Origin of the sequence: Epilithonimonas zeae (genome assembly GCF_900141765.1) — a bacterium.
Lineage (GTDB): Bacteria > Bacteroidota > Bacteroidia > Flavobacteriales > Weeksellaceae > Epilithonimonas > Epilithonimonas zeae.
This window is the reverse complement of record NZ_FSRK01000001.1, coordinates 2,462,833-2,488,891: the sequence shown is the minus strand read 5'-3', so window position 1 is coordinate 2,488,891 and position 26,059 is coordinate 2,462,833. Positions and strand designations below refer to the sequence as shown.

Annotated in this window: 26 protein-coding genes; 20 read left to right on the top strand and 6 right to left on the bottom strand. The window is 35.9% G+C overall.

The window, feature by feature from the left end; all coding sequences use genetic code 11:
* Nucleotides 1-91 precede the first annotated feature (91 nt).
* The 6 genes from argC to argH all read left to right on the top strand — a co-directional run bounded on the left by argC (nt 92) and on the right by argH (nt 6,885).
* Entirely contained in the window at nt 92-1,057 is a 966-nt protein-coding gene (argC, locus tag BUR19_RS11335; protein WP_074235426.1) for an N-acetyl-gamma-glutamyl-phosphate reductase, read from the top strand.
* 69 nt (nt 1,058-1,126) lie between these two features.
* On the top strand, nt 1,127-2,296 hold the full coding sequence (locus BUR19_RS11330) for an aspartate aminotransferase family protein (protein WP_074235425.1): 1,170 nt from the start codon (nt 1,127-1,129) through the stop codon (nt 2,294-2,296).
* Nucleotides 2,297-2,329: 33 nt separating this feature from the next.
* Nucleotides 2,330-3,283: an N-acetylornithine carbamoyltransferase gene (locus tag BUR19_RS11325; RefSeq protein WP_074235424.1), complete on the top strand. Its 954-nt coding sequence runs from the start codon at nt 2,330-2,332 to the stop codon at nt 3,281-3,283.
* Nucleotides 3,284-3,383: 100 nt separating this feature from the next.
* The gene (argB, locus tag BUR19_RS11320; protein WP_074235423.1) at nt 3,384-4,175 is read left to right on the top strand and encodes an acetylglutamate kinase; all 792 of its coding nucleotides are present in this window, start codon (nt 3,384-3,386) and stop codon (nt 4,173-4,175) included.
* Nucleotides 4,150-5,232, top strand: a complete 1,083-nt coding sequence (locus tag BUR19_RS11315) for a M20 family metallo-hydrolase (protein ID WP_074235422.1) — start codon at nt 4,150-4,152, stop codon at nt 5,230-5,232. The genes argB and BUR19_RS11315 overlap by 26 nt, the downstream gene beginning before the upstream one ends.
* A gap of 348 nt (nt 5,233-5,580) precedes the next feature.
* A complete protein-coding gene (gene argH, locus BUR19_RS11310) occupies nt 5,581-6,885 on the top strand; it encodes an argininosuccinate lyase (RefSeq protein ID WP_074235421.1) in 1,305 nt (434 codons plus the stop codon).
* Here argH and BUR19_RS11305 read toward each other — a convergent pair.
* On the bottom strand, nt 6,882-7,343 hold the full coding sequence (locus tag BUR19_RS11305) for an Lrp/AsnC family transcriptional regulator (protein ID WP_074235420.1): 462 nt from the start codon (nt 7,341-7,343) through the stop codon (nt 6,882-6,884). The two genes, argH and BUR19_RS11305, sit on opposite strands and share 4 nt — an antisense overlap.
* Nucleotides 7,344-7,596: 253 nt before the next feature.
* Between BUR19_RS11305 and BUR19_RS11300 the strand changes: the two genes are divergently transcribed.
* From BUR19_RS11300 to BUR19_RS11280, 5 genes are all read left to right on the top strand, one after another.
* Nucleotides 7,597-8,499, top strand: coding sequence for an aspartate carbamoyltransferase catalytic subunit (locus tag BUR19_RS11300; RefSeq protein ID WP_074235419.1), 903 nt, complete (start codon nt 7,597-7,599; stop codon nt 8,497-8,499).
* A 130-nt stretch (nt 8,500-8,629) separates the two neighbouring features.
* Entirely contained in the window at nt 8,630-9,718 is a 1,089-nt protein-coding gene (locus tag BUR19_RS11295) for a carbamoyl phosphate synthase small subunit (protein WP_074235418.1), read from the top strand.
* A 1-nt stretch (nt 9,719) separates the two neighbouring features.
* Nucleotides 9,720-12,902 (top strand): carbamoyl-phosphate synthase large subunit, encoded by a 3,183-nt coding sequence (gene carB, locus BUR19_RS11290; protein ID WP_074235417.1) that lies wholly within the window; start codon nt 9,720-9,722, stop codon nt 12,900-12,902.
* Between the two features lie 344 nt (nt 12,903-13,246).
* Entirely contained in the window at nt 13,247-14,062 is an 816-nt protein-coding gene (locus BUR19_RS11285; RefSeq protein WP_074235416.1) for a hypothetical protein, read from the top strand.
* A 71-nt stretch (nt 14,063-14,133) separates the two neighbouring features.
* Nucleotides 14,134-14,436: a hypothetical protein gene (locus tag BUR19_RS11280; RefSeq protein ID WP_074235415.1), complete on the top strand. Its 303-nt coding sequence runs from the start codon at nt 14,134-14,136 to the stop codon at nt 14,434-14,436.
* A gap of 44 nt (nt 14,437-14,480) precedes the next feature.
* Here BUR19_RS11280 and BUR19_RS11275 read toward each other — a convergent pair whose 3' ends face one another.
* Nucleotides 14,481-15,332 (bottom strand): hypothetical protein, encoded by an 852-nt coding sequence (locus tag BUR19_RS11275; RefSeq protein WP_074235414.1) that lies wholly within the window; start codon nt 15,330-15,332, stop codon nt 14,481-14,483.
* 87 nt (nt 15,333-15,419) lie between these two features.
* Here BUR19_RS11275 and BUR19_RS11270 point away from each other — a divergent pair, with 87 nt between their 5' ends.
* Both BUR19_RS11270 and BUR19_RS11265 read left to right on the top strand, forming a co-directional pair.
* Nucleotides 15,420-15,938 carry a Crp/Fnr family transcriptional regulator gene (locus BUR19_RS11270; protein WP_074235413.1) on the top strand — a complete coding sequence of 173 codons (519 nt, stop codon included), beginning with the start codon at nt 15,420-15,422 and terminating at the stop codon, nt 15,936-15,938.
* A gap of 55 nt (nt 15,939-15,993) precedes the next feature.
* The gene (locus tag BUR19_RS11265) at nt 15,994-16,560 is read left to right on the top strand and encodes a DinB family protein (protein WP_074235412.1); all 567 of its coding nucleotides are present in this window, start codon (nt 15,994-15,996) and stop codon (nt 16,558-16,560) included.
* Nucleotides 16,561-16,564: 4 nt separating this feature from the next.
* On the opposite strand, the gene BUR19_RS11260 is transcribed toward BUR19_RS11265, so the two are convergent.
* Nucleotides 16,565-17,356, bottom strand: a complete 792-nt coding sequence (locus BUR19_RS11260; protein WP_074235411.1) for a hypothetical protein — start codon at nt 17,354-17,356, stop codon at nt 16,565-16,567.
* Between the two features lie 29 nt (nt 17,357-17,385).
* On the bottom strand, nt 17,386-18,975 hold the full coding sequence (locus BUR19_RS11255) for a class I SAM-dependent methyltransferase (protein ID WP_074235654.1): 1,590 nt from the start codon (nt 18,973-18,975) through the stop codon (nt 17,386-17,388).
* Between the two features lie 133 nt (nt 18,976-19,108).
* Between BUR19_RS11255 and BUR19_RS19245 the strand changes: the two genes are divergently transcribed.
* From BUR19_RS19245 to BUR19_RS11220, 7 genes are all read left to right on the top strand, one after another.
* Nucleotides 19,109-20,152 (top strand): bifunctional transcriptional activator/DNA repair enzyme AdaA, encoded by a 1,044-nt coding sequence (locus tag BUR19_RS19245; protein ID WP_074235410.1) that lies wholly within the window; start codon nt 19,109-19,111, stop codon nt 20,150-20,152.
* A gap of 28 nt (nt 20,153-20,180) precedes the next feature.
* A complete protein-coding gene (locus BUR19_RS11245; RefSeq protein WP_074235409.1) occupies nt 20,181-21,035 on the top strand; it encodes a helix-turn-helix domain-containing protein in 855 nt (284 codons plus the stop codon).
* Nucleotides 21,036-21,121: 86 nt separating this feature from the next.
* Nucleotides 21,122-21,613: a hypothetical protein gene (locus BUR19_RS11240; RefSeq protein WP_074235408.1), complete on the top strand. Its 492-nt coding sequence runs from the start codon at nt 21,122-21,124 to the stop codon at nt 21,611-21,613.
* A 74-nt stretch (nt 21,614-21,687) separates the two neighbouring features.
* Entirely contained in the window at nt 21,688-22,050 is a 363-nt protein-coding gene (locus BUR19_RS11235) for a nuclear transport factor 2 family protein (protein WP_074235407.1), read from the top strand.
* A gap of 68 nt (nt 22,051-22,118) precedes the next feature.
* Complete coding sequence (locus tag BUR19_RS11230; protein ID WP_074235406.1) at nt 22,119-22,643, top strand: GNAT family N-acetyltransferase; 525 nt, start codon at nt 22,119-22,121, stop codon at nt 22,641-22,643.
* Nucleotides 22,640-22,996 carry a cupin domain-containing protein gene (locus BUR19_RS11225; RefSeq protein ID WP_074235405.1) on the top strand — a complete coding sequence of 119 codons (357 nt, stop codon included), beginning with the start codon at nt 22,640-22,642 and terminating at the stop codon, nt 22,994-22,996. The genes BUR19_RS11230 and BUR19_RS11225 overlap by 4 nt, the downstream gene beginning before the upstream one ends.
* A 142-nt stretch (nt 22,997-23,138) precedes the next feature.
* Entirely contained in the window at nt 23,139-24,791 is a 1,653-nt protein-coding gene (locus BUR19_RS11220; RefSeq protein ID WP_083600748.1) for a helix-turn-helix domain-containing protein, read from the top strand.
* 2 nt (nt 24,792-24,793) lie between these two features.
* Here BUR19_RS11220 and BUR19_RS11215 read toward each other — a convergent pair whose 3' ends face one another.
* A complete protein-coding gene (locus tag BUR19_RS11215) occupies nt 24,794-25,177 on the bottom strand; it encodes a DUF3037 domain-containing protein (RefSeq protein WP_074235404.1) in 384 nt (127 codons plus the stop codon).
* A complete protein-coding gene (locus BUR19_RS11210; protein WP_074235403.1) occupies nt 25,155-25,943 on the bottom strand; it encodes a HipA family kinase in 789 nt (262 codons plus the stop codon). Before BUR19_RS11210 ends, BUR19_RS11215 begins: the two co-directional genes overlap by 23 nt.
* Between the last annotated feature and the right edge of the window lie 116 nt (nt 25,944-26,059).

Genomic DNA, 26,059 nt, shown 5'->3' with positions numbered 1-26,059 from the left:
ATGTCATCCTGAAGGAAGTCGAAGGACTTTGCAACTTTAAATATTTTTAATAATTACAAAAAATCTTTGCGCTCTTTGCGTTAAAATATAAATGAAAAAATCAGTCGGAATCATCGGAGCCAATGGCTATGCAGGAAGCGAACTCGTTCGTTTGCTCGCATTCCACCCGAATATAAAATTAAAGTTTTTGTTCAGTCGTTCCAATTCCGGAATTAGAATTTCAGAATTATATCCGGATTTGGACTCGATTTGCGATTTGGTTTTGACGAACGAAATTTCAGAAACTGAGATTCTTTTCCTTTGCCTTCCCCACAAAGAAAGTCAAAATTGGCTGACTGAAAATCCGGTTTCAGACGATACTTTGATTATAGATTTAGGAAATGATTTCCGTCTCAATACCGATTTCGGAAATAGAAATTTTGTTTACGGTTTGCCTGAGATTTATTTTAATGAAATCCAAAACTCGAAAAGTATTGCCAATCCTGGATGTTTTGCAACTGCGATTCAGTTGGCGTTATTGCCTTTAGCAAAAGAAAATCTGTTGAATGATGTTTATACAACAGGAATCACGGGTTCGACAGGCGCAGGACAATCTTTGCAACCGACTACGCATTTCACTTGGAGAAATGACAATATTTCAGCCTACAAAACTTTAAATCACCAACACGTTGACGAGATTTTAAAACAAGTTAATTCGCTCAATAATCAAGACATAGAACTCAATTTTATTCCGTGGCGTGGCGATTTTGCAAGAGGAATTTTCACAAGTTCTATCATCGAATGCGATTTGAAATTAGAAAAAATTTATACTTTATATAAAGACTTCTACCAAGATTCACCTTTCGTAAAAGTTTCAGAGAAACCGATTGATTTGAAACAAGTTGTGAACACCAATTTCTGCGTCATCCAAATCGAAAAACAAGGAAACAAAATAGCAGTTCATTCCGCAATTGATAACTTATTGAAAGGCGCATCCGGACAAGCCGTTCAAAATATGAATATCGCCAATGGATGGGAACAAACTCTCGGATTAAACTTAAAACCAATTGCATTTTAAGCTTTGCGACTTTAAAGCAGTTTAAAATTAAAAAAATCTTCGCGCACTTTGCGTTAAAAAAATGTAAAAATGAATTTATTCAACGTATATCCACTTTTCAACATCAATCCTGTAAAGGCCGAAGGTTCTTTCCTTTGGGATGAAAACGGTCAAAAATACCTCGATTTTTATGGCGGTCACGCTGTGATTTCCATCGGTCACAACCATCCGAATTATGTTGAGAAATTGAAAAATCAACTGGAGAAAATCAGTTTTTATTCCAATTCGGTTCAGAATAATTTGCAGACAGAATTGGCCGAGAAATTAGGAAAATTGTCAGGTTACGAAGATTATTCATTGTTCTTGTGTAATTCAGGAGCAGAAGCAAACGAAAATGCTTTGAAACTGGCTTCATTCCACAACGGAAAAAAGAAAGTGATTTATTTTTCTGAAGCTTTCCACGGCCGAACTTCCGCCGCAGTGGCGGTAACAGATAATCCGAAAATCGTAGCGCCAGTCAACGAATCTCAGAATTTCATCAAATGTGAATTCAATAATTCGGAAAAACTGGAAAAGGTTTTTGTCGAAAATCAAAACGAAATTTCAGCAGTAATCGTAGAGGGAATTCAAGGTGTTGGCGGCATTAATTTATTGGAAAAAGATTTCATTTTAACGATTGAAAAATTGTGCAAAGAAAATGATGCAGTTTTGATTTTGGACGAAGTTCAGTCTGGTTACGGACGTTCAGGGAAATTCTTTGCGCATCAGGAATTTGACATCAAACCGGACTTGATTACAGTTGCCAAAGGAATGGGAAATGGTTTCCCAATTGGTGGGGTTTTGATTAGTCCAAAATTCGAAGCGAGTTACGGATTATTGGGAACTACATTTGGTGGAAATCATCTCGCTTGCGTGGCTGGAATTGCAGTTTTAGAAGTGATTGAAAATGAAAATTTAATTGATAATTCTGAAAAAATAGGAGCGTACATCGAAGAAAAAATCAAAAATTTCCCTCACATCAAAAAAATCAAAAGGCGCGGTCTTATGATTGGAATCGAGCTCGACCAAGCTTGTGCAGATGTCAGGAAAGCATTGCTGTTTGAGCATTTTATTTTCACTGGAAATGCCAATGACAAGAATGTTCTCCGGATTTTACCGGCGCTCAATATTTCGGAAAAAGAATCCGATTTGTTCATCAATGCTTTAGAAAAAACCTTGAAAGCTATTGATGAGAAAAAGAAAATTTTAACAGAGAATTAGAAAGATTTCTTTCTGATTCCAAAATTCAGCAAAATGAAAAATTTCACTTCAGTTTACGATATAGATAATTTGCAGAACATCATTGCAAAAGCTTTAAAGATAAAAGAAAATCCATTAGAAAATCCAACCAAAGGTAAAGGAAAAACGATTGGTTTGGTTTTCCTCAATTCCAGTCTCAGAACAAGATTAAGTTCCCAAATTGCCGCGCAAAATTTAGGATTAAATGTCCTGACGCTCAACGCTGCGCAAGAAGCCTGGAATCTGGAATTTGCTGATGGAACGGTGATGAACGGCGACACGGTTGAACACATCAAAGACGCCATTGGAGTTCTGAATCAATATTGTGATATCATCGCTGTACGATGTTTCGCAGGAATGAAAAGCAAGGAAGACGACGTGAACGAAAGTATTCTGAGCCAGTTCCTGAAACACGCAAAAGTTCCTGTAATTTCTCTAGAATCTGCGACTCGTCATCCTTTGCAAAGTTTGGCAGATTGCATCACAATTACAGAAAATTGGACAGAAAATAGAAAGCCAAAAGTCGTTTTGACTTGGGCACCTCACATCAAACCAATCGCGCAGGCTGTCGGAAATTCATTCACAGAATGGATGCAACGAATGGACGTTGACTTCGTGATTGCAAATCCCGAAGGTTACGATTTGGATAAAAATTTCACAAAAGACACAAAAGTAATTCATAATCAGGATGAAGCGTTGAAAGATGCAGATTTCGTTTATGTGAAAAACTGGTCGTCTTTTGAAGATTACACAACGATGCCGAAAGTTGAAGAAAATTGGATGTTGACTAATGAAAAATTAGAATTGACGAATGATGCAAAAGTGATGCATTGCCTTCCAGTTCGTAGAAATCTGGAATTAAGCGATGAAGTAATGGACGGCGAAAACTCAATCATTTATCAACAGGCAAAAAACAGAATCTTCTCTGCACAAGCAGTTTTCTCTGAAATTTTGGATGAATTAAAATAACAAATAAAGATTAAATCTTTGATGAGTTTTACGTCTTTGCGAACCTTAAAATATTTTCAATAATTAACAAAAAATCTTAGCGCACTTGCGTTCAAAACAAATGCAAAAACTACACATCATAAAAATCGGAGGCGCTCTAATCGATGACAAGAAATCATTGAAAGCTTTTCTCGAGCAATTTTCTCAAATCGAAGGTGCCAAAATTCTGATTCACGGCGGTGGAAAGATTGCAGAAACGTTGGCGGAAAAACTGAAAATCACGCAGACGATGATTGATGGGCGGAGGATTACCAACAAAAAAACTTTGAAGCTCGTAACAATGGTTTACGCGGGAAGAATCAATAAAAATATTGTGGCAAAATTGCAAAGTTTCAATTGCAATGCAATGGGATTTTCTGGTGCAGATGGGAATTTAATTCAAGCCGAAAAACGCCAGCATCCAACCATCAATTTTGGATTTGTGGGCGATATTAATGAAAAAAGTATCAATCAGGAATTGATTACAAATATGATAAATCTGGGTTTGGTTCCGGTGTTTTCTGCAATCACTCACGATAAAAAAGGAAATCTGTTAAACACCAACGCAGACACGATTGCCGGAACTATTGCTCAGGCTTTATCAAAAAAATTCGAGACAGAATTGTTGTTCTGCTTCGATAAAAATGGGGTTTTGGAAAATGTGGAAGATGAAAATTCAAATCTTGAAACCATTAATAAAAATGAATTTTCTGAATTAAAATCACAAGGAAAACTCCACAAAGGAATTTTACCAAAACTCGAAAATGCTTTCAAGGCCAAAGAAAACGGCGTTCAGAAAGTGTCTTTGATTAACGAGAAAAAACTGTCAGACCAAATAAAACAAGGAAATGAAGGAACTGAAATCTGTCTTTAGCAGAGAAGAACTTGCGGAAAACGCTGTCAAATTACTGAAGAAACTCATCGCAACACCATCGATGAGTCGCGACGAATACAACGCTTCGCTCATCATAGAAGGCTTTTTCAATGAGCATCAATTGACCGTCAACCGATTCAAAAATAACATTTGGGCAACCAACAAACATTTTGACGCTGGCAAACCATCGATTCTCCTCAACACGCACCACGACACGGTAAAACCGAACAAAGCTTACACTTTGGACCCATTCATTCCAGTGGAGAAAGATGGAAAATTATTCGGTTTGGGAAGCAACGATGCGGGCGCGTCTTTGGTGGCGATGGCGCAGACATTTCTCTATTTTTATGAAGCCGAAGATTTGTCGCACAACCTCGTGATTGCATTGACAGCCGAGGAAGAAATCTCCGGTCTGGACGGCATCGAAGCTTTATTTCCTCAACTCCCGAACGTAGAATTGGCAATCGTTGGCGAGCCTACAAAAATGAATCTCGCAATCGCAGAAAAAGGTTTGCTGGTCATTGATGGTGAAATGCTGGGAACGCCTTCTCACGCTGCGCATCCAAACGATGACAATGCGATTGTGAAATGTATGAAGGATTTGCAAAACATCCTCGATTTTAAGTTTCCGAAAGTTTCCGATTATTTGGGCGATGTGAAAGTCACATTATCCGTTCTCAACGCAGGAACGCAACACAATGTAGTGCCAGAAAAATGTAATTTTACGCTGGATGTCCGCGTGACAGACGAATACTCGAACCGCGAAGTTTTCGAAATCATCCAATCGCAGATGGAATCCAAACTGACACCAAGGTCATTCCGACTCAATTCCTCAAAAATCGACGTCAACCATCCGTTTGTTCAGGCTGGATTGGCGTTGGGCAGGACAACTTACGGTTCGCCGACATCCTCGGACCAGGCGATTATTCCGTGCACATCGGTCAAGCTGGGGCCCGGCGACAGCTTACGTTCCCACACCGCAGACGAGTTTATTTACATCGACGAAATCCGAGAAGGCATCGATGTTTACATCAAAATATTAGAGAAAATATTGTAATAAATTTTAAGGATTTGGGCAGCTAATCCGCCTTCCGCTCCCAATCTTTTTTGCAGACGATTTCACATTAAATAGAAATTGAGCATAAGCAAAAAAGGATTTCCACTCAAGTCGGGCTGCAGATTCGGTATAAAACAAGAGAGGATTATAATCACAAAGTTTGTCATTCCGTAGGAAACCTAACGAAGTGGTTCGACGAAGTCAATCTCAACCGTTTAGATTCCTCCGGAATGACAAAAGAACTTTAAAATTCATTCTTAGCTGAGCGTAAGCGCCTTTGCGAACCTTAAAATATTTTCAATAAAAAATCAAAAAATCTTTGCGCTCTTTGCGTTTAAAATTATTAAAATGAAAAAAATCTGGCAAAAAGACAACATCACAACCAATGATTTGGTTACAAAATTCACCGTCGGGAAAGACCTGGATTTTGACGACAGATTAGCAAAATACGATGTGTTGGGTTCTATCGCTCACGCAAAAATGCTCGCAGAAGTGGGATTGATTCGACTCGATGAAGAGCAGGCGATTGTTGCAGTTTTGGAAGAAGTTCTTATCGACATCGAAAAAGAAACTTTCGAAATCGATAAAACCGCAGAAGACATCCATTCTCAAATCGAAAATATCCTTATCGAAAAATTGGGCGAAACAGGAAAAAAAATCCACACTGCAAGGTCAAGAAACGACCAGGTTTTGACGGATATCAAGTTATATTTAATTGACGAAATCAGAGAAATCACAGAACTGACCGATTCATTTTTTCAAATCCTGAAAGACAAAGCCAATCTTTACAAAGATGTTTTGTTGCCAGGTTACACGCATTTGCAAGTTGCGATGCCATCATCTTTTGGATTGTGGTTTGGCGCGTATGCGGAATCTTTGGTAGATGATTTGGAATTGCTGTTTGCGACGAAAAATATCATTAATAAAAATCCACTTGGTTCAGCCGCAGGTTACGGGTCGTCTTTTCCGATTGACAGGGAAAGTACGACTTACAAACTCGGTTTCAGAACTTTGAATTATAATGTTGTTTATGCACAAATGACGCGTGGGAAATCGGAAAAATTATTGGCAAATTCATTGTCGGTTTTGGCAGGAACTTTAAGCAAATTCTCTTACGATGTTTGTCTTTATCTGAGTCAGAACTTTGATTTCATAAGCTTTCCGAAAGAATTTACAACTGGAAGTAGCATTATGCCACATAAAAAAAATCCGGATATTTTCGAATTGGTGAGAGCAAGATGCAACAGAATTCAGGCTTTGCCAAACGAATTGATTTTGGTGACTAATAATCTGCCTTCAGGTTATCACAGAGATTTACAATTGACAAAAGAAATCCTTTTTCCAGCCATCGATTCTTTGAAAGAATGCCTTGAAATCCTGATTTACACACTTCCAAACATCGAAGTGAAAGACAATATTTTGGACGATAAAAAGTATAAATACATCGTTAGCGTAGAAAAAATCAACGAAGAAGTGAAGAATGGAAAATCATTTCGTGATGCTTACATTCAAATCGGTCAGGAAATAGAAAGTGGTTTGTTCGAATACGATTACAAAGAACTCAATCATTCTCATCAAGGCAGTTTGGGAAATCTTTGCCTCGACGAAATCGAGTATCAATTCAATAAAGTCAGAGATAAATTGTTGGGTTAATCCAACTTAAACTTAGTCGTTTTTTTGACTTCAGCAAGAACTATAGAACTGTGATATTGACCAATGTGAGGACTGTTTGAAATCACATTTACAGTGAATTCGTTATAAGAATTGATGTCGTTGGCAAGGATTTTTAATTGATAATCATATTCGCCGGAAAGACTTGTAATTTCCTGAATTTCATCATATTTAGAAATGTAATCTTCAAATTCTTTCAAAGTTTTTTGAGATTGTTCTTTCAGGCGGATATTGCAGTAAACAACAATGTTGATTCCGAGTTTTTCACGGTTTAAAATTGCTACATATTTCTCTACAACGCCTTGTTTTTCAAGATTTTTGATGCGCTCGTAAGTAGGTGTGAAAGTCAGTCCGATTTTTTCGGAGATTTCTTTTACAGATAATGTAGAATCCTCTTGTAGAAGCGAAAGAATTAATTTGTCTTTTTTATCCAAACTCATAATGGGTAATCATTCTTTCAAAAGTAAAGAAAAAAATTGAAGGCAACAATTCGAGAATAGAAGTTCATTGATTTAACATAAAATATTGTGAAGAAGATTTCATAATATCAAAAATATTGGTATCTTTGCACCCAATGAATCTGGTACAGAATTTAGCGACAAAAACAATTGGCAAGTTTGCCGACAACAACAATATTTTTTATATTTAACGAAGTCTTTTAGGCTTCGTTTTTTTTATTTAAAAATTTGAATTATGATTAAGCTTTCACGCATTTCTACTGATAGTATTGAGAAAATTTTACAAGAAACACAACAGTTTGCCGATGGTAAAATAAGTAAGATCAAAGGCGACGTTTTTGCAGCGAACCTGTTTTTTGAGAATAGTACAAGAACAAAAACAAGTTTTGAGGTTGCTGAAAAGAAACTCGGACTTAAGGTTATCGACTTCGAAGCCGATAAAAGTTCGATTGCAAAAGGAGAAACACTTTTGGACACTATCAAAACACTGGAAGCAATTGGCGTGGAAGTAGCGGTTATCAGACATTCTGAAAAGCGTTATTACGATGCATTGAAAGATGCTAAACTAAGTATTATAAATGCGGGCGACGGCGTAGGGAGCCATCCTTCACAAGCGATTCTGGATGCGCTGACAATCATTCAGGAATTTGGAAAGATCGAAGGTCTTAAAATCGGAATTGTTGGCGATGTAAAGCACAGCCGTGTTGCGAATTCTGACGCAGGACTATTCAGAAGATTGGGTGCGAAAGTTTATTTCTCCGGACCAGAATTTTGGTTTGATGAAGGAATGCTGGTCAACGGAACTTATATGCAGTTCGATGATCTTGTGAAAGAAGTTGATGTTTTGATTCTGTTGAGAATCCAGCACGAACGCCACGAGAGAAATTTCAGTTTCAAACCGGAAGATTATCTGAAAAAATTTGGTTTGACAAAAGAAAGAGAAGCAAAGATGAAGCCCGGCGCCATCATTATGCATCCGGCGCCAATCAACAGAGGCGTGGAAATTGATTCGGAATTAGTTGAATGCGAAAGGTCGAGAATTTTCAAACAAATGCAGAACGGCGTTTTTGCGAGAATGGCAATCCTTAAATATGATTTGGAAAACAAAGGATTCGAATTCATCGACTCCAAAAATTAAAATATTTATTCACGCTTTCGGGCGTGTTTTTTTTGAGTAAAAATTGAAATAAAGAAACAAGAAGAAAGATTCAAGAATCAAGAAAAGTCTGAAATCTGAAGTCTCGGTTCTTGAATCTAAAAAAGTAAAAATGAAAAAGAAATTAATATTAGAATCCGGCGAAGTTTTTTACGGAACGGGATTCGGAGCAGAGCAGGACACTGCTGGAGAAGTGGTTTTCAATACGGGAATGACGGGTTATCAGGAATTGATTTCCGACCCAAGTTATTGTGGACAAATTGTTTGTATGACGTATCCTTTGATTGGAAATTACGGAATTAATCGTGACGATTACGAAAGCATCGAGCCTGCAATCAAAGGTTTGATTGTAAAAGAACTATGTGATTTACCTTCCAATTTCAGAACTCAAATCACTTTGGACGAATTGTTCCAAAAGAAAAATCTGTCAGGAATTTCTGGAATTGACACTAGAAGATTGACAAGAATCCTTAGAAACAAAGGTGTTGAAAAAGGAAAAATCGTCAATGCAGATGCAGACGAACAAACTGTTATCGAAGAACTGAAATCAACAACTTTTCCAACTAACCAAGTAGAGCAGGTTTCTACAAAAACGTCTTATGCAAGTCCGGGAAGAGGTTTCAAAGTGGTGTTAGTAGATTTCGGCTCCAAATTGGGAATCATCAGAGAATTATCTCAAAGAAACTGTGACATCATCGTAGTTTCTCACGACACAACTGCTGAAGAAATTCTATTAATGGACCCGGACGGAATTATGCTTTCCAACGGTCCCGGCGACCCGGAAGATAATGCAGAAGCTTTGGTAATGATTCAGAAATTGCTTGGGAAAGTTCCGATTTTCGGGATTTGTTTAGGCCACCAATTGATTGGTTTGGCTTGTGGCGCAAAAACTTACAAACTGAAATTCGGTCACAGAGGTGGAAATCATCCGGTTTTGGATTTAGAAAAAAATAAAGTAGCGATTACTTCTCAGAATCACGGTTATGCGATTGATCAGGAATCTTTGAAAAATACAGATTTAGTTGAAACCCATATTGCTTTGAACGATAGAACGAATGAAGGTGTAAAACACAAAATTCATCCTTGTTTCTCAGTTCAATATCATCCGGAAGCAAGTCCGGGTCCGGAAGATGCGAATTATCTTTTTGATGATTTTATTGAATTAATGGAGGAGTTTAAATCTAATCAAGTAAAAAATTAAAATGGCAAAGCGTACAGATATACAAACAATTTTAGTAATAGGCTCAGGCCCAATCATTATTGGTCAGGCTGCGGAATTTGATTATTCGGGAACACAGGCTTGCCTTTCACTTAGAGAGGAAGGTTACAAAGTGATTTTGATTAATTCTAATCCTGCGACGATAATGACGGATGTGGAGATTGCCGACAAAGTTTATATTGAACCGATTTCTTTGGAATTTGTTTCCAGAATCATTCGCAAAGAACGTCCGGATGCGCTTCTTCCAACTTTGGGAGGACAAACCGGACTCAATATGGCGGTTGAATTACAGAAGTCAGGAATTCTTGAAGAATGCAAAGTGGAAGTTTTAGGAACGAAACTTTCAGCAATCAATCAAGCAGAAGACAGAGATTTGTTCCGAGAATTGATGAGAGAATTGAACGAACCAGTTCCAGAATCAGATATCGTGACAACAGTTCAAGGTGCTGTAGATTTTGCTGATGGATTAGGTTATCCGGTGATTGTTCGCCCTGCTTTTACAATGGGAGGAACAGGAGGCGGAATTGCGTCCAACGAAACTGAGCTTCGTGAAATTGCGGAATTGGGACTTAAATATTCACCTGTGACACAATGTTTGATTGAAAGGTCAATCGCCGGTTTCAAAGAAATTGAATACGAAGTAATGCGTGATTCCAACGACAACGCCATTGTGGTTTGTAATATGGAAAACATCGACCCAGTCGGTGTTCACACAGGAGATTCTATTGTAGTTGCGCCTTCGCAGACACTTTCTGACAGAGAATATCAGTTGTTGAGAAATGCTTCCCTAAAAATCATCAGAGCTTTAGGAATCGAAGGTGGATGTAATGTTCAGTTGGCATTAGACCCACATTCATTCAATTATTATATCATCGAGGTAAATCCTAGAGTTTCGCGTTCATCGGCTTTGGCGAGTAAGGCAACAGGTTATCCGATTGCAAAAATCGCAGCAAAAATCGCAGTTGGTTTGACATTGGACGAAATCAAAAATCCGGTAACAGGAACTTCTTATGCTTGTTTCGAACCGGCTTTGGATTATGTGGTAACCAAGTTTCCTAGATTCCCATTCGATAAGTTTGAAACAGCTGACAGAAGATTGTCGACTCAGATGAAAGCAACAGGCGAAGTAATGGCAATCGGAAGAAACTTCGAAGAATCTTTGCAAAAAGCGATTCGTTCTTTGGAAACGGGATTGAGACATCTTGGACTTAAGAAAAAACAGGCAGATGCTTTAACAGCCGAAGAAATCGAAAGAAGGATCCGGGTTTGTGATGACGAAAGATTATTCATTATTGGTGATGCTTTACGAAGAGGGTACGATTGGGAACAGATTGTAGAGTGGAGCAAAATTGATAAATTCTTCATCTGGAAAATCAAAAAATTAATTGATTTTGAAACGAAAATCAAAGAAAATAAATTCAATAAAGACATTCTTCTCGAAGCTAAGAAATTAGGTTTCGCAGACTTGAATATCGCGCATCTTTGGGAAACCACTCAGAAAGAAGTGTTCCAGTTCAGAAAAGACAACGGAATAATGCCAGTTTACAAAATGGTAGACACTTGCGCCGCAGAATTTGAATCAGAAACACCTTATTTCTACGGAACTTACGAAGATGAAAATGAAAGTATCGTTTCTGACAAAGAGAAAATCATCGTTTTGGGTTCTGGTCCAATCAGAATTGGTCAAGGTGTTGAATTCGATTATGCAACGGTTCATTCGGTTTGGGCAATACAGCAGATGGGTTACGAGGCGATTATCATCAACTCCAATCCTGAAACGGTTTCTACAGACTTCTCGATTTCAGACAAATTATACTTCGAACCTTTGGCAGAAGAAGATGTGATGAACATCATCGAACTCGAAAAACCAAAAGGAGTTGTGGTACAATTCGGAGGACAGACAGCGATTAATTTAGCGGATAAATTGGCAGCGCACGGTGTACAGATTTTGGGAACTTCCCTTGAAGATCTGGACAGAGCTGAGAACAGAGATAAATTTGAAAAAGCTTTACAAGATTTAGGAATTCCTCAACCATTGGGGAAAACTTCGACTTCAAAAGAAGAAGCGATTGTGATTGCCAACGAGATTGGTTATCCGGTTTTAGTTCGTCCAAGTTATGTTTTAGGAGGAAGAGCGATGGAAATCGTTTATTCTGAAAAAGAACTCGCCCATTATATGGAAAATGCGGTGGAAGCTAGTCCAGATCAGCCAGTTTTGATTGACCGTTATCTGACAGGAAAAGAAGTGGAAGTAGACGCCATTTGTGACGGCGAAACGACAATAATTCCAGGGATTATGGAACATATCGAAAGAGCAGGTGTTCACTCCGGAGATTCGATTGCGGTTTATCCGCCTCAGACTTTGACGGAAACTCAAATCAAAACGCTTGAAGATTACACCATTAGATTAGCAAAAGGCTTGAACGTTATTGGGTTAATGAACATCCAATACGTGATTTCTGGCGGAGAAGTTTTCGTCATCGAAGTGAATCCGCGTTCGTCCAGAACCGTTCCTTTCTTATCGAAAATCACAGATGTTCCGATGGCAAATTTGGCAACGAAAGCAATTCTTGGAACGAAATTGAAAGACCTTGGTTACCAATCAGGTTTGGTTCCGAATAAAGATGGAATTTTTGTAAAAGTTCCGGTTTTCTCTTTCAGTAAATTAACAAAAGTTGATATTTCTCTCGGCCCGGAAATGAAATCGACAGGAGAAGTAATGGGTAAAGATTCAACTTTCGAAAAGGCTTTGTACAAAGGATTGATTGGAGCAGGGAGAAAAGTTCCGACTCACGGTTCTATTTTGTTCACCGTTGCAGATCAGGACAAAGAGGAAGCTGCTGAAATTGCAAGAAGATTTCATACTATCGGCTTCAGGATCTGGGCGACAGAAGGAACAGCGAAATACTTCGAGGAAAAAGGAATCCAGACGAAAATCGGTTATAAGATTGGAGAAGAAGATGTGAATTTGATAGATCTTATTCAGAAAGGAAAGGTACAATATGTTGTGAATACGACCACGAAAGGAAAACAATCCGAAAGGGACGGTTTCCAGATCCGAAGAATGTCCGTAGAAAACGGCGTTCCTTGTCTGACATCAATGGATACGGTGGAAGCGATTCTGAAAGTGATCGAAAGTATGAGTTTTAAAATGGAGACGATGTAGTTTTCAAAATAAAATATATTTGAAGCCTCGTAAGATAACTTACGAGGTTTTTTTAATTACCGTGCATAATTTGGAAAGCTTTTTTTTATTCAATATACATTTGTCCTGTTAATTAACAAACAATAAAATTTTAACTAAACAAATTAAAAAAAATGTCAAAAAATCACAAAGCTGATATCAGCAACAAAAACATCGGAACAAAAGGGTTGAATACTACTTTTAAAACAGCAAATAACAATCATGCAAATCAATTAAATCCTAATAATAAAATTTTTCAACCAAAGAAGAAATAAAATTTAAAATTTTGTAATCGTTTATTATTTTTGATAAACGATTTTTTTATTATGATGAAACATATTGTTAAAATATTTCAAAATCTTCCTCTCGAAAAACAAGAAAGGTTAATTGAAAACAATCTCGCTAGAATCTATGGTTCGCAAGAAATTGCAGGTGAGAGAATAAAACAAATAAAAGAGACGGCAGACTCAGATAATGATTTTGAACAACTGTTAATAAATGAGTTGAATGTTGATTTTTTGATGAAATTAGCAGAGCCACTAATAAAACCAGTTAATATTACTGAGATAATTTCTGGACTTAAAAAACTATCCGAAATCGATTTACAATCTTTTATTACCAATGAGGATAACCTTCATAATTTTTTTAATATCGATGAAAAAGATGAACAAAAAATTATCGATGAAAACTTTACGATTCTTTTCAATGTAAATTTAAAGAAAATGACAAATGATGAGAAGAAGATTTTTCTGATTAAAAAGTTTACAGTAAATAAGGATGATATAACAGAAGAATTTGGAATCAACAAAAGAACTTTGAACAAGTGGTTAATTTATTTTTTTAAAGACAAGTATAAGGGAAAAAGAAAAATATATCTTGATGAATATCTTGAAATTTTTTCCACTTTCATTACTTCAGAAAATGAAGACTTGTTCGAAGATTTTGAAATAGAAAAAATATATACCAGATTAAAAAAAGGACATTCTTTTTACAAATCTGATATTGCTTTTCTTCTGGAATCAGATTTAAAAACACAAAGAGAGAATGTAAAACAGGTTTTATTATATAATTTTATGGATAAATTTCCTTACAGGATAATGAAAGAAATCACTGATAAAATGGGCGGGGAAATTGATTTTTAACTATTAAGGAAGCCAAAATTTGTTTCAAAAGCTAGTTAATTTATTTATACCTTTAATCCAAATAAAAATCTATGAAAGTATCACACATTTTATCTTTAGGAATTTTCTCAACATTGTTATTTTCCTGCGCCACTGTTCACGACAGATTGCAAACAGGAACCATTGTAAGAGATTGCACAGGAACTTACCTCAGAGTCGGAGAAAATGAAGATTACCTGGTTTGTAATGCCGAAATTCTGGAATCTAAAAAAGAGGGCGAAAAAGTGTCATTGGTTTACGATTACACCAAAGAATGCAAAGAAAGAGACGGCAAAATTATGTGTATGATGTACCACGAAAGCAAAGGAATGATTCGTGTTAAAAGCGTGAAATAATAAAATAAAATCCCTCATTATTAATGTTTATGGGGGATTTGCTCTTAATTAAATTTGAAATATGGTGCGTCAAAATATTTACTAGGCTTGATGTAAATGTGTTTTGTTTCCGCATCGAAAATCCAATTGAATCTTCTTATCAAATCAGCTCCAAAATAGCTGGTAGATTGATTTTTAATTTCCCCACTGAAAAATCCAGCCGATACATTCTTTAAAGTAATGTTATCAATAATTGTCAACATTGGCAAGATTCCCTGTTTAGTTATAATGCTTTTTCCTGCAGAATTTTTTAATGTTTTTTCGCCTGTTATTTTCAGTTTTTTATTCAGATCTTTTGTGTCCGCAAACTGATTGTTATAAAGCAAGCCACCAGCATAACCCGATTGTAGAAGGAAATTTGATTCATAAGTTTCGTTGTCTATCAAATTATCACAGGATAAAAATATTTGTCCTTCCTGGTTAGATATATAAGAAACTTCTTTGTAACCTTTGATGTCAGGTTGTTTATCATAAATTACAAATTGATTGTTGTCATAATCTATTTTATAAGTTTTTCCTTTGAACATTCCTGTTCCGATTTTTCCGTCAGCTTCTGGTCCGGTCAGTTCGTTGTCATAGAATTTCACATTTTTCCATTCCAGGTTTCCAATCTTAACCGAATTATTTTCACTGATTTCATTTTTGAATACAATACTTTTTGCCGGTTTCAGTCTTTCGGGAGAAACAGAGGCATCCTGCATTGCGATTTGAAACATCAAGTCCAGAGAATCTTTGTCATTGACCAACGTTTTTACAATGATATTGTTGTACTTGGTAATTCTGAACGGAATCTTTTCCTGCGCATTAATTGAATTAATGAATAAAGCAGTGCATAAAAAGAAATAGATTTTTTTCAATGTTTTAAAGTTGTCAATGGTTGTTAATCTCAAATTTAATAAAATTAATTATACATTTAGATTTAATTTGAAATTTCTGGAACACCTATGATTTTAGAATTGTTGCAAACCCAACTTTCCTGGCAAACGAAAGAATTGAAGCGGAATGAATTTCTCAAAACGTCCGGAACTACCGATACGAACATTTATTTTGTAGAAGAGGGAAGTGTCCGGATTTTTATCGTAGATGAGGATGAAGAACGGATTATTCGTTTCGGTTATCAAGGCAATATCATTGTTTCGTTGGATTCTTTTTTGTCTGGAAAGCCTTCTGAGTTTTATATTCAGGCAATCAAAGCTTCAACGGTAAAAATGGCTTCCAAAAAGGATTTTTATGAATTTATTAATTCCAGTAATGAGAATCTGAAGTTATGGAATTCGATTCTGGAAGATCTTGTTTTGCAACAGATGGAGCGTGAAAAAGATTTGCTGTACAGTTCACCAAAAATCCGTTACGAAAGAGTTCTGAAACGCAGTCCGAAGCTTTTTCAGGAAATACCAAATAAGTATATTGCAAACTATCTCAGGATGTCGCCGGAAACATTATCGAGATTGAAAAAATCTTGACTTCAATCAATCTTTTTATAAATGAAGATTTGGACTTTTGTGAAAAATTTTGACGATGACGATTCCAATTAATCAATTACTTAACGAACTTAAAACTATCACAGAGAATAATATTGAGTTTGCTGAATCATTACTCAATCAAAATAATAGAACTTTAAATTTTCGAAAATCAGAAGACAGCTGGAGTATTTTGGAATGCATGGAACATCTCAATTTTTATGGTGATTTCTATCTTTCGGAAATCGAAAATCGAATCAGTGAAAGCCGGTTTCAAACAACTAAATCCTATTTTAAAAGTGGAGTTTTAGGAAATTATTTTGCCAATATGATGCTTCCGAAAGAGAAACTCAATAAGATGAAGACTTTGAAAATATCCAATCCAATTCATAAACTTTTGGACAAATCTATCATCGAAGAATTTATCAGCCAACAGAATAAAATGCTTGAACTTTTGGGAAAAGCAAAAAATGTTGATTTGGAGAAAACGAAAACTTCAATCAGTATTTCAAAACTCATTAAACTGAAATTAGGCGATACTTTCCGCTTCGTAATTTATCACAATTTGAGACATATCAAACAAGCTGAGAATATTCTGAAAAGTATTCAAATCGGAGTAAATTGATGAATTACTCTTGCAATTTGATAATGTAATCTTGGTAAATTTTTTGGAAATCAGCTAAGTTTGCTTTTCCGGATTTGATAATTTTTCCGTTTTTGTAGATGTTGTAAGGATTGGGTTCCTTGGCGTTTTTATTTTGATAGTCTAGAGTAATCCCATCCGTAATTATTCCCGAATCATTAGTTTTTAAATAGGTCAAAATCTTTGGTGCAAACTTTTCCGCATAATTTCCATAGAAAATTTTCAAAAGTGCATCTTCTTCACTGAAAAATGCTCCAATATTTTCAAAAATTGCGTCCAGATTATCCAAGTCGGTTCGGATATTCAGTCTATAAAAAAGTTTAAAGGTCTTGTCTGGATTATCATTGCCAAAAACCTCATAATCTGTTTTGATACTTACATTTTGGATAATATTATCAAAGAAAAAACGATTAATCATCGTGTTTTTTGGTAACTGATTGATATCAAAATCAATACTTTCAACAACGATTGCAGGTTTGTCTTTATAGAAAAAAGTTCGGACTTGTTTATTATTTTTTAATTCAATTTTAATGACAGAATTTTCATCATCAGCATTTGTAATTCTGATTTCGTTGTTTTTCTTGGCAAAGATTAGAGCATTACCGTAATTGACAGCGTACATTGCTACGACAATGCTATCCAGCTTTCCATTTTTATATTTTTTGAACGTGCTTCCACTTTCGATTTTCGTTTCTTTATAATCTGGCGACTCTAGATTCTGTCCAAAAGTAAATAGTGAAGCCATTAAAATAATAATGATTGTTAGACTGTTTTTCATACGATTTTATGTTGCTTCAAGATACAAAATTATCGCTTCAAAAGATTAATACTCACTGTAGCCAATTCAGAATCTGGAAATTTCTTGAAAAGATTAGTATCAGGTTCCAAACCGGATTCTTTACAAATTCTGTGAAAAACATCCACTTCTACAATGTATTGGTCAGAAAATCCGTGTGTTGCATCATAAGCTGTTGATGCTGTTAAACCAAGATTTTTTGAAGTGATTTCTGGCGAAAGCGTATGAAGTTCAATCAATAGCAGTCCAAATTTCTCAACATAAGGTGTCCATTTTTTAAGATGATTCAGCAGGTTTTCTTCCACATCTTTGTTGGACAATCGTTTTCCTCGGAAAGCAAAAGCACCAGTTGATGTACTAATTCTATCAGAATTAATATCCAAAACATCTTCCCAAATCCTGTTATGGTCAAGGAAAGTCCTGATATTTAAAAGTTCGCTAAGTTCAATATTATAATCGGATTGTAAATCTTCTGCCAGTTTTTGAGGATTTCCAATGTCGCCCCAAATCACTTTTGCCCAAATATCATTTTTAATGAGATTGGCTCTTGTGACTTTCAACGCAGCCTGATTGTAATCTGCACCTACCAAAAACAACGGATTTTCTTCGAGGTGTTTTCCACGTAAAGTCTGCCTTTCGATGACTTCGTAAAGATGTTGCAAAAGTGCACCGTTTCCACAGCCCATATCCAAAATTCCTTTTGGCTGTTCGCTCAAAGGTCGGTTGAAAATATCAATGATAAACTCATCAATCACTTTGAAATAAGTCAAATGTGCGCCACCGCTTCCCCAAACATTCATTTCACGGTTCACGTGGATTTCGTCTTCGCCGTCTTCAATTTCTCTGATTTCTGAAGCTTTTCCAAAAATCAAATTATCGAGTTTTGAGAACATCGGAAGATAAGAAACTGTTACGCCATAAGCAGTTGCTCGTCTTGCGAAGAACAATCCTGTTTCGGTGAATTGGAAGTTTTTTCCTTTTTTCGAAAACCAACCTAACTCGGAAAGATAATCGAGGATTTCCCCAAAATATTCAGGGGTTTTATGGAACTCTTCTGCGCTGAAACTGGCTTCCATAAAGTATTTGTGAAACATTCCGCTCATTCCGAGTTTGATGATAATTGGTCCAACAAGAGCTCCTTCGATATGTTTCTGGATTTGGTAATTCAGAGAAAATTCGTCTGCGTTTTCATTCAGAAAAGATTTGTATTTTTCAAAAAGCCGAATCCATTTTTTACAAAGATTTTCAGTTAGTTCTTTAGAATTAATAACATCATCATCTGCTAAAAATTCTGCTAAATCAACATAAAAATTCTGATGAGAAAAAGCGTCTTTGCTTTTAGAATTAACAGAAATTTTTACAATATCAGATTGATTATCCAATTCGTAATTCAAAAATCCTTGAGAAGCCAAAACCCGCAATGCGACATTCAGATAACCTTCGTTAGCTTCAAATTTTTCGTTGATTTCAGAAAGTTCCAAATTGTCATTAGCAAGAATAAAATTCAGTACTTTTTTCTTGGACAAAGCCGAAATCACAGGTGCTGTAACGATGCCGTCCAAATGTCTGAAAATAGATTCGCGAAGTTTTCTCTTGTCCATAAAACTGTTGATTTTGTGTTTTGGAAGATAAATATTTTCCTCCAATCTTAGCAAAGAAAAAATACTTGTTCATTTTTCGGTTGTTGACTGATTACGAAAACGATTAAATTTGTATCATTCAAGACAATCAATTATGGAATTGAGTAACGAAATAATGTATCAGGCATCGTTTGAAAAGAATCCGGAATTCGAAGGTGTATTTTGGATGGGTGTAAAAACGACGGGGATTTTCTGTCGACCAACTTGTACGGCGAGAAAACCGAAACCTGAAAATGTGGAGTTTTTTGATAATACAAAAGATGCCATACAGAAAGGTTATCGCCCGTGCAAAGTTTGTAAACCATTAGAAAATCCTGATGAAACACCAATCGAAATTCAAAAACTGATGGATGAATTGTCAGAAAATCCGGAACTCAAATTCAAAGATATTGATTTGATAAATAGAGGAATGGAGCCTGCAACTGTAAGACGTTGGTTTCTCAAACATCACGGAATGACTTTTCACGCATTTCAAAGAACTTTCAAAATCAATTCGGCTTTCAAGAAACTTCAGCAAGGAGAGAATGTCCTGGATGTAGCTTTGGAAAACGGGTACGAAAGTTTAAGTGGTTTCAATGACAGTTTCAAATCAATCATCGGAACTTCCCCAAAGAACTCAAAATTGGAAAAGATTGTTGACCTCAAAAGAATCGAAACACCGCTGGGAACAATGATTGCCTGCGCCAACGAAAACGGAATCTGTATGCTGGAATTCTCCGACAGAAAATCACTTTCGAAAGAACTGGACGATATTTCAAAATATTTCAAAGCCAATATTATTCAGGGAGAGAATCCTTATTTTAAAATATTAGAAAAAGAATTAGAGGAATATTTCGACGGCAAAAGATTGGATTTCACCGTTCCGCTTGCGCCTGTTGGCACGGACTTTCAAAAGAATGTTTGGGAAATCCTGAGAACTATTCCTTACGGAACAACAAGGAGTTACCAGCAACAAGCCGATATTCTTGGCAATCCAAAAGCTGTAAGAGCGGTAGCCAATGCGAACGGACTGAATAAAATCTCAATCATCATTCCGTGTCACAGAGTCATCGGAACTAATGGAACTTTGACGGGTTATGGTGGAGGAATCTGGCGAAAACAAAAGCTTTTGGAACTGGAGAAAGCGATACTTTTTTAATGATTAGAACAGATAACACAGATGAAATATGATAATAGATTACCAAAAAATTGATTTGTATGAAAAATCATTTATCCAAAAGATAGTGTTGAAACCACCTTTTGAGTTTGTATTTCCTGTTTCTGAACAAGCCTGCTTTTTGTATGTGAAGAATGGCAGAATGCAATATAAAACAGATGAAATATATTTGGATATTCCTCAAAATTATTCGTTATTTTTAAATTGTGTCAATTCTGGAAAAAAGATAGAACAATTGGATGCAGACGCTAATAGCGAGATTGTAATTGTCACTTTTCACGCTGATATTCTGAAAAAAATCTACGAAAGAGAATTTCCCGCTTTGCTACAATCGCCAAAGAATGCTGTCAGCAATCAATCGGGCGGAAAAATTAACAACGATTTCCTGATTCAGAAATATATAGAGGGACTGTTGTTTTATTTTGAAACACCAGCTCTTGTAAATGATGATATTTTGATTCTAAAATTGAAAGAAATTATTATTCTATTATCTCAAACCCAAAATGCAGAAACCGTAAATGTTATCTTATCACAGCTTTTTTCGCCAGTAACTTATACTTTCAAACAAATCATAGAAGCCAATCTGTTTTCTCAGGTTAGTGTAGAAGATTTAGCACAAAAGACCAATCTGAGTGTCTCTTCTTTCAAAAGAGAATTTGCAAAATTGTATAATAATTCTCCTGCCAATTATATCAGAAATAAAAGACTTGAGAGAGCATCGGAACTACTTTTGACCTCGGACAATCGCATCACAGACATCGCTTTTGAATGTGGTTTTAATGATTTGGCGAATTTTACCAAAAGTTTTCATAACAAGTATAATACATCTCCAACCAATTATCGAGTGAACCAAATGCACAAATAATTGACCTTTTTTGCAAAATGTTTCATTTTTTCATATCTCAAATTTGCACTGTCAATAATGACACAACAATTTGAAATTAAAACAAAATGGGACTATCTGGTTTAGGGATTTTTCATACCATCATCGGTATTATAGCGATTGCAGCTGCCATCATCGCTTTTGTAAAACAAGGGAAAATTGATTTGAAAAAGCTTACAGGCAAAATTTATTTTTATTGTACGCTCGTCACATCGCTCACATCATTGGGATTGTTGAAGCACGGCTTCAATCCTGGACATGTTTTTTCGTTATTTATCGTCATATTAATTGTGGTTGCTTTTTATTTGTCAGAAAAGAAATCTAATAATCATAAGGCTCGGTATTTTGAAAACTTTCTTCTGTCTTTCAGCTTTTTTCTATCATTTGTGCCGACGGTTAACGAGACTTTTACAAGAGTCCCAATTGGTCATCCATTAGCAAAAGCACCTACTGATCCTATTATTGCAAAGACTTTGCTGTTCTTTTTCATACTTTTTATTGCCGGTTCAGTGTATCAGTTTAGAAAACAACGCACTATTAATAAGACTGAAATGAATTAGAATAATCTGTGTTTAGAAAATAATAATGTTGATGAACAGCTTTTTGTTTTAAATTTGGTATCAGTAAACAGAATATGATACCACAAAACCTGAAAGATATCGCAATGCTTTGGTTTAAAGCTTTCAATGAACATAATTTGGAAAATCTGCTTGAACTTTATCATGATTCAGCAGAACATTATAGTCCGAAACTTAAAATCAGAGAACCGGAAACAGATGGTTTGATAAAAGGTAAAAACGCTTTGAGAACTTGGTGGAAAGATTGCTTTGAAAGGCTTCCGACTTTGCAATATGAAGTCAATAAGCTGACCGCAGATTCTGAACAGATTTTTATGGAATATACCAGAAAAGTGGAAGGCGAGGAAGATATGAAAGTGGGAGAGGTCCTGGAAATCAAACACGGAAAAATTGTCTTCTCCAGAGTCTATCACGGCTGAAAATAATTAAAAGGTTCGATAACCTCAGCCTGACAGAGAATATAACATTTATCAACCATAATTATCATATGAACATCCAACCAACTTTAGAGAACGACTTTGTAAGATTAGTTCCATTAGAAGAGAATGATTTTGAGCAATTGTTTTCAGTGGCTTCTGACCCAAAGATTTGGGAACAACACCCGAATAAAGACCGATACAAAAAAGAGGTTTTTCAAAACTTTTTTCAAGGCGCAATGGAGAGTCGGGGCGCTTTCAAAATTGTAGAAAAAAATACTGGAGAAATTGCCGGAAGCACAAGATTTTATGATTATAACCCGGAAGATAACTCGATATTCATTGGTTATACATTTTATGCAACCAAATTCTGGGGTTCCAAACTGAATCCAAAAGTCAAAAAACTGATGCTGGATTATATTTTTCAGTTTGTAGATAAAGTTAATTTCCATGTTGGAAAAGATAATATCCGTTCTCAGAAAGCAATGGAAAAGCTAGGTGCGAAGAAAGTAGATGAAGTTAATGTAGCTTACTTTGGCGAACCAGAACGATTGAATGTCGTTTTTGAAATTACAAAAGAAAATTATCTGATATGAAAAAGTACAGAATCCAGGCAAACCCTTTTATTGTTCCGACAACGGATGGGAAATTAATTGAAGAACATTGGGGGAATTCTACCAGAAACTCAGAAATCTCCATTGCGCATATGGTTGCACCGCCCAACTGGAGCGAACCATACCAAACGCCGGAATTTGATGAATTTACATTGATTATCTCAGGCAAAAAGCATTTCGAGATTGATGGTGATTCTATAATTCTGGAAAGAGGACAAAGTATTCTGATAGAAAAAGGAGCCAGAGTCCGTTATTCTAATCCCTTTTATGATCCTTGTGAATATATTGCGATTTGCTTGCCTGCTTTTTCTATGGATTTGGTAAACAGAGAGTAGTGATAATGTGAGTAAATATTCTTATATTATTTTATGGATTAAATATGGATAATTTATATGATGTTTTTATGAGAATATTGTATTTTTGAAAGGGTTTTGGTTGGATAAGCAGAGCTCATTTGCAAAATAAAACGATAGTTCTATGAAAAAGTCGCTCTACTTAATGCTTATTCTTTTTTCTTTTTATACGGTTTCTTATTCTCAAATCAGAAAGGAAACTCAAAGAAACATCATCAATAGTTATGATAGGATTGAGATTGATGATAAAGAGATTGCCAGTATGGATAAGGTTAAAAAACTGGCTGATCAATCCAAGAAAATAGACTTTCAACAAGGTGTTTTGAGAGGTTTGACGATGTTGCAAAAGATTGCCTTGATGAAAAATGATTACATCCTGTCCGGAAAATACAGTGACGAGGCAGAAGTGTTGGCTGAAAAACTGAAAAATAACTCTGCTCTTAGTGCAATCTATTTGTACCGAGGAAAAATCAATATTATTTTAGATAAATTACCCGAAGCAGAAATAATTCTAAACAAATCCCTTGGGTATGCTGAGAAAATAGAAAACCCTGCAGATAGACATATTCAGCTTTGCCGTATTTATGCAAATTTTGCAGGAATGTACGAGGGAGAAAATGATCCCAAGAATTGGTATGTTTCAACCAAAAAGAGCCTTAATGCTATAGAAACTACACCTACCAATAATCTTACGGAATATCAGAAATCAAAATACTATTATCTCTATATTTTTGAACTGATGAATATGGGCAGTTATTATGTCTATGGGCAGAAGCCTCCGGATTTTAATATAGCAGAAAAATATTTTGTAAAAACCTTAGAGTTCCAGACAACTGCTCCAAAATACTTTAAGATCTGCGAAAACGATGTTTATTATGCAATTAGCGGTTTTTATCTGGAAAAAGGCGACTATCAAAAGAGTATAGATTATTCTCAAAAGTTACTCGAAATTGAAAAGACTAAAAGTGAACCGAGGAATCGATTGTTTGCTTTTAACAATATGAAGAATGCGTACGGCTTTCTCAAAAATACCGCAGAAGAAAACAAGTATATGAAGTTGTACACTGCGCTTAATGACAGTATCAACTTTGTGGAGAAAAGAGCAATTGTTCATCAGTCCAGAGATGAAATTAAAAAAGCCAATGTCAAAAATGAGCAATCAAAAAAGACGCTTTTGTTCTATGGCGGGATTGTGATTGTAATTATAGCGTTTGGGTCTTGGGTCTTGGTTCGTAGAAATAACAGGATACTGCGCAAGAATTATGAGGCGATGATAGATAGGCTTAAGGTTGAATCGGTTCAAACTGAAAATTCAACCAATGCCATTCACGAAACTGAAGATAATACTCAAATTGAACCAGATTTTACTGATGATTTTGAAGTTTCTAACAAAAACTTGATCTCCGCCGAAACAGAAGCTCGAATTCTCAGAAGGCTATCAGCTTTCGAAAAATCTGACAAATTTCTTAGAAAAGATTTTACAGTCAGTCACTTGGCAACTCATCTTAATACCAATTCCAAATATCTGGCAGAAATTATCAAAAATAACAAGTCCCAGAATTTTAGCAATTATATCAATAATCTAAGAATTAATTATATCGTCCATAAGTTATATAATGAGCCGAAATATAGAGAGTGCAAAATCAGTTATCTCGCTGAGGAATGTGGTTATGCCTCACCTCAGGTGTTTGTTTTGGCTTTTAAAAAGATCAATGGTGTTACGCCGTCTTATTTTATCCAGAGTCTGAAAGAAGATGAAGTTTTGGTGTACAATTAATTTTACAAAACCAACTCTTCAAACAATCTTTCAAAAGTTTTTTCCAAATCTGGGCTTGATCCGGGATGAGGTCTTGAGGTTTGAATAATAGAACTTTTCACGGCAGTTAACCATCGGAAACGTTCCGGAATTTCAAGCTGAGCAATAGAGCCTGCAGACTTTTCACCTTTGGCAATACTGACAAAAGATTCCAAATGTTTTTTCACATCATTATAATCTATTTTCGATTGGATGACGCGAAACTTCTCCTCGCAAAGATGAATTTTTACCTGAATGAATTTTTCTCTTTTGGAGAACATAATTAATCCAACGTTGAAGAACTCTTCGCGTTCAGGTTTCGGAACCAAACGGATTACCGCGTACTCATATAACTTTTGCTCTTGCATTTTTGGCTTCATTTAAAAAGTTGTCAGAATTATCGCGTCTCAGGATTAGGAATTGGAAATATACCTCTTTGATTTCGGTTGGAGTTAAATCGGTGTCATTCCATTGTAGCCAATCTTCAGGAATCAGTTCTACGATTTCTCTCAAAACATCATCTGTCAATATCGCTTTGAATCGTTGATTCACTTCATCCAATTCTGAAGCTTGAGGAAGGAGGACGTGGTCCTTTATCATCACAAAAGGACTTACAGCGTTCTTCTCCCAATTGTCCCAGTTGTGATGGAAGTATAGGGAAGCACCGTTATCTATTAACCACAATTCCTGATGCCACATCAACATATTGGTATTGCGGAAAGTACGATCGATGTTGGTAAGAAATGCATCCAGCCAGACAATTTCGGATGATAATTTCGGGTCGATTTTTACTGCGCCCGGATCATAAGTGATGGCGCCGGAAAGATAATGAAGAGCGAGATTCAGTCCACAGCTATTTTTCAATAAGTCTTGAATTTCCTCATCAGCTTCGCTTCTTCCAAAATCCTCGGAAAGATTAGCAAATACCAACTCCGGAATACGAAATCCTAAAACTTGAGAAACTTTGCCTCCAATCAATTCTGATATCAAAGCTTTCACGCCATGTCCTGCGCCACGGAACTTCAGTACATATTTGAAATCGTCATCAGCCTCTGCCAAAGCAGGCAAAGAGCCTCCTTCTCTTAATGGCAGGATGTAACGTGTGACGGTAACTGTTCTTAAAGATAAGTCCAATTTGTAATTTTTCGTAAAAATAGGGATTTGTTTAGAGTTATGATAATTATTAAAAGGCTGAAATAAAAAAAGAGACCATCTATTAATGGTCTCTTAAAATTTAAAATTAGTTATTG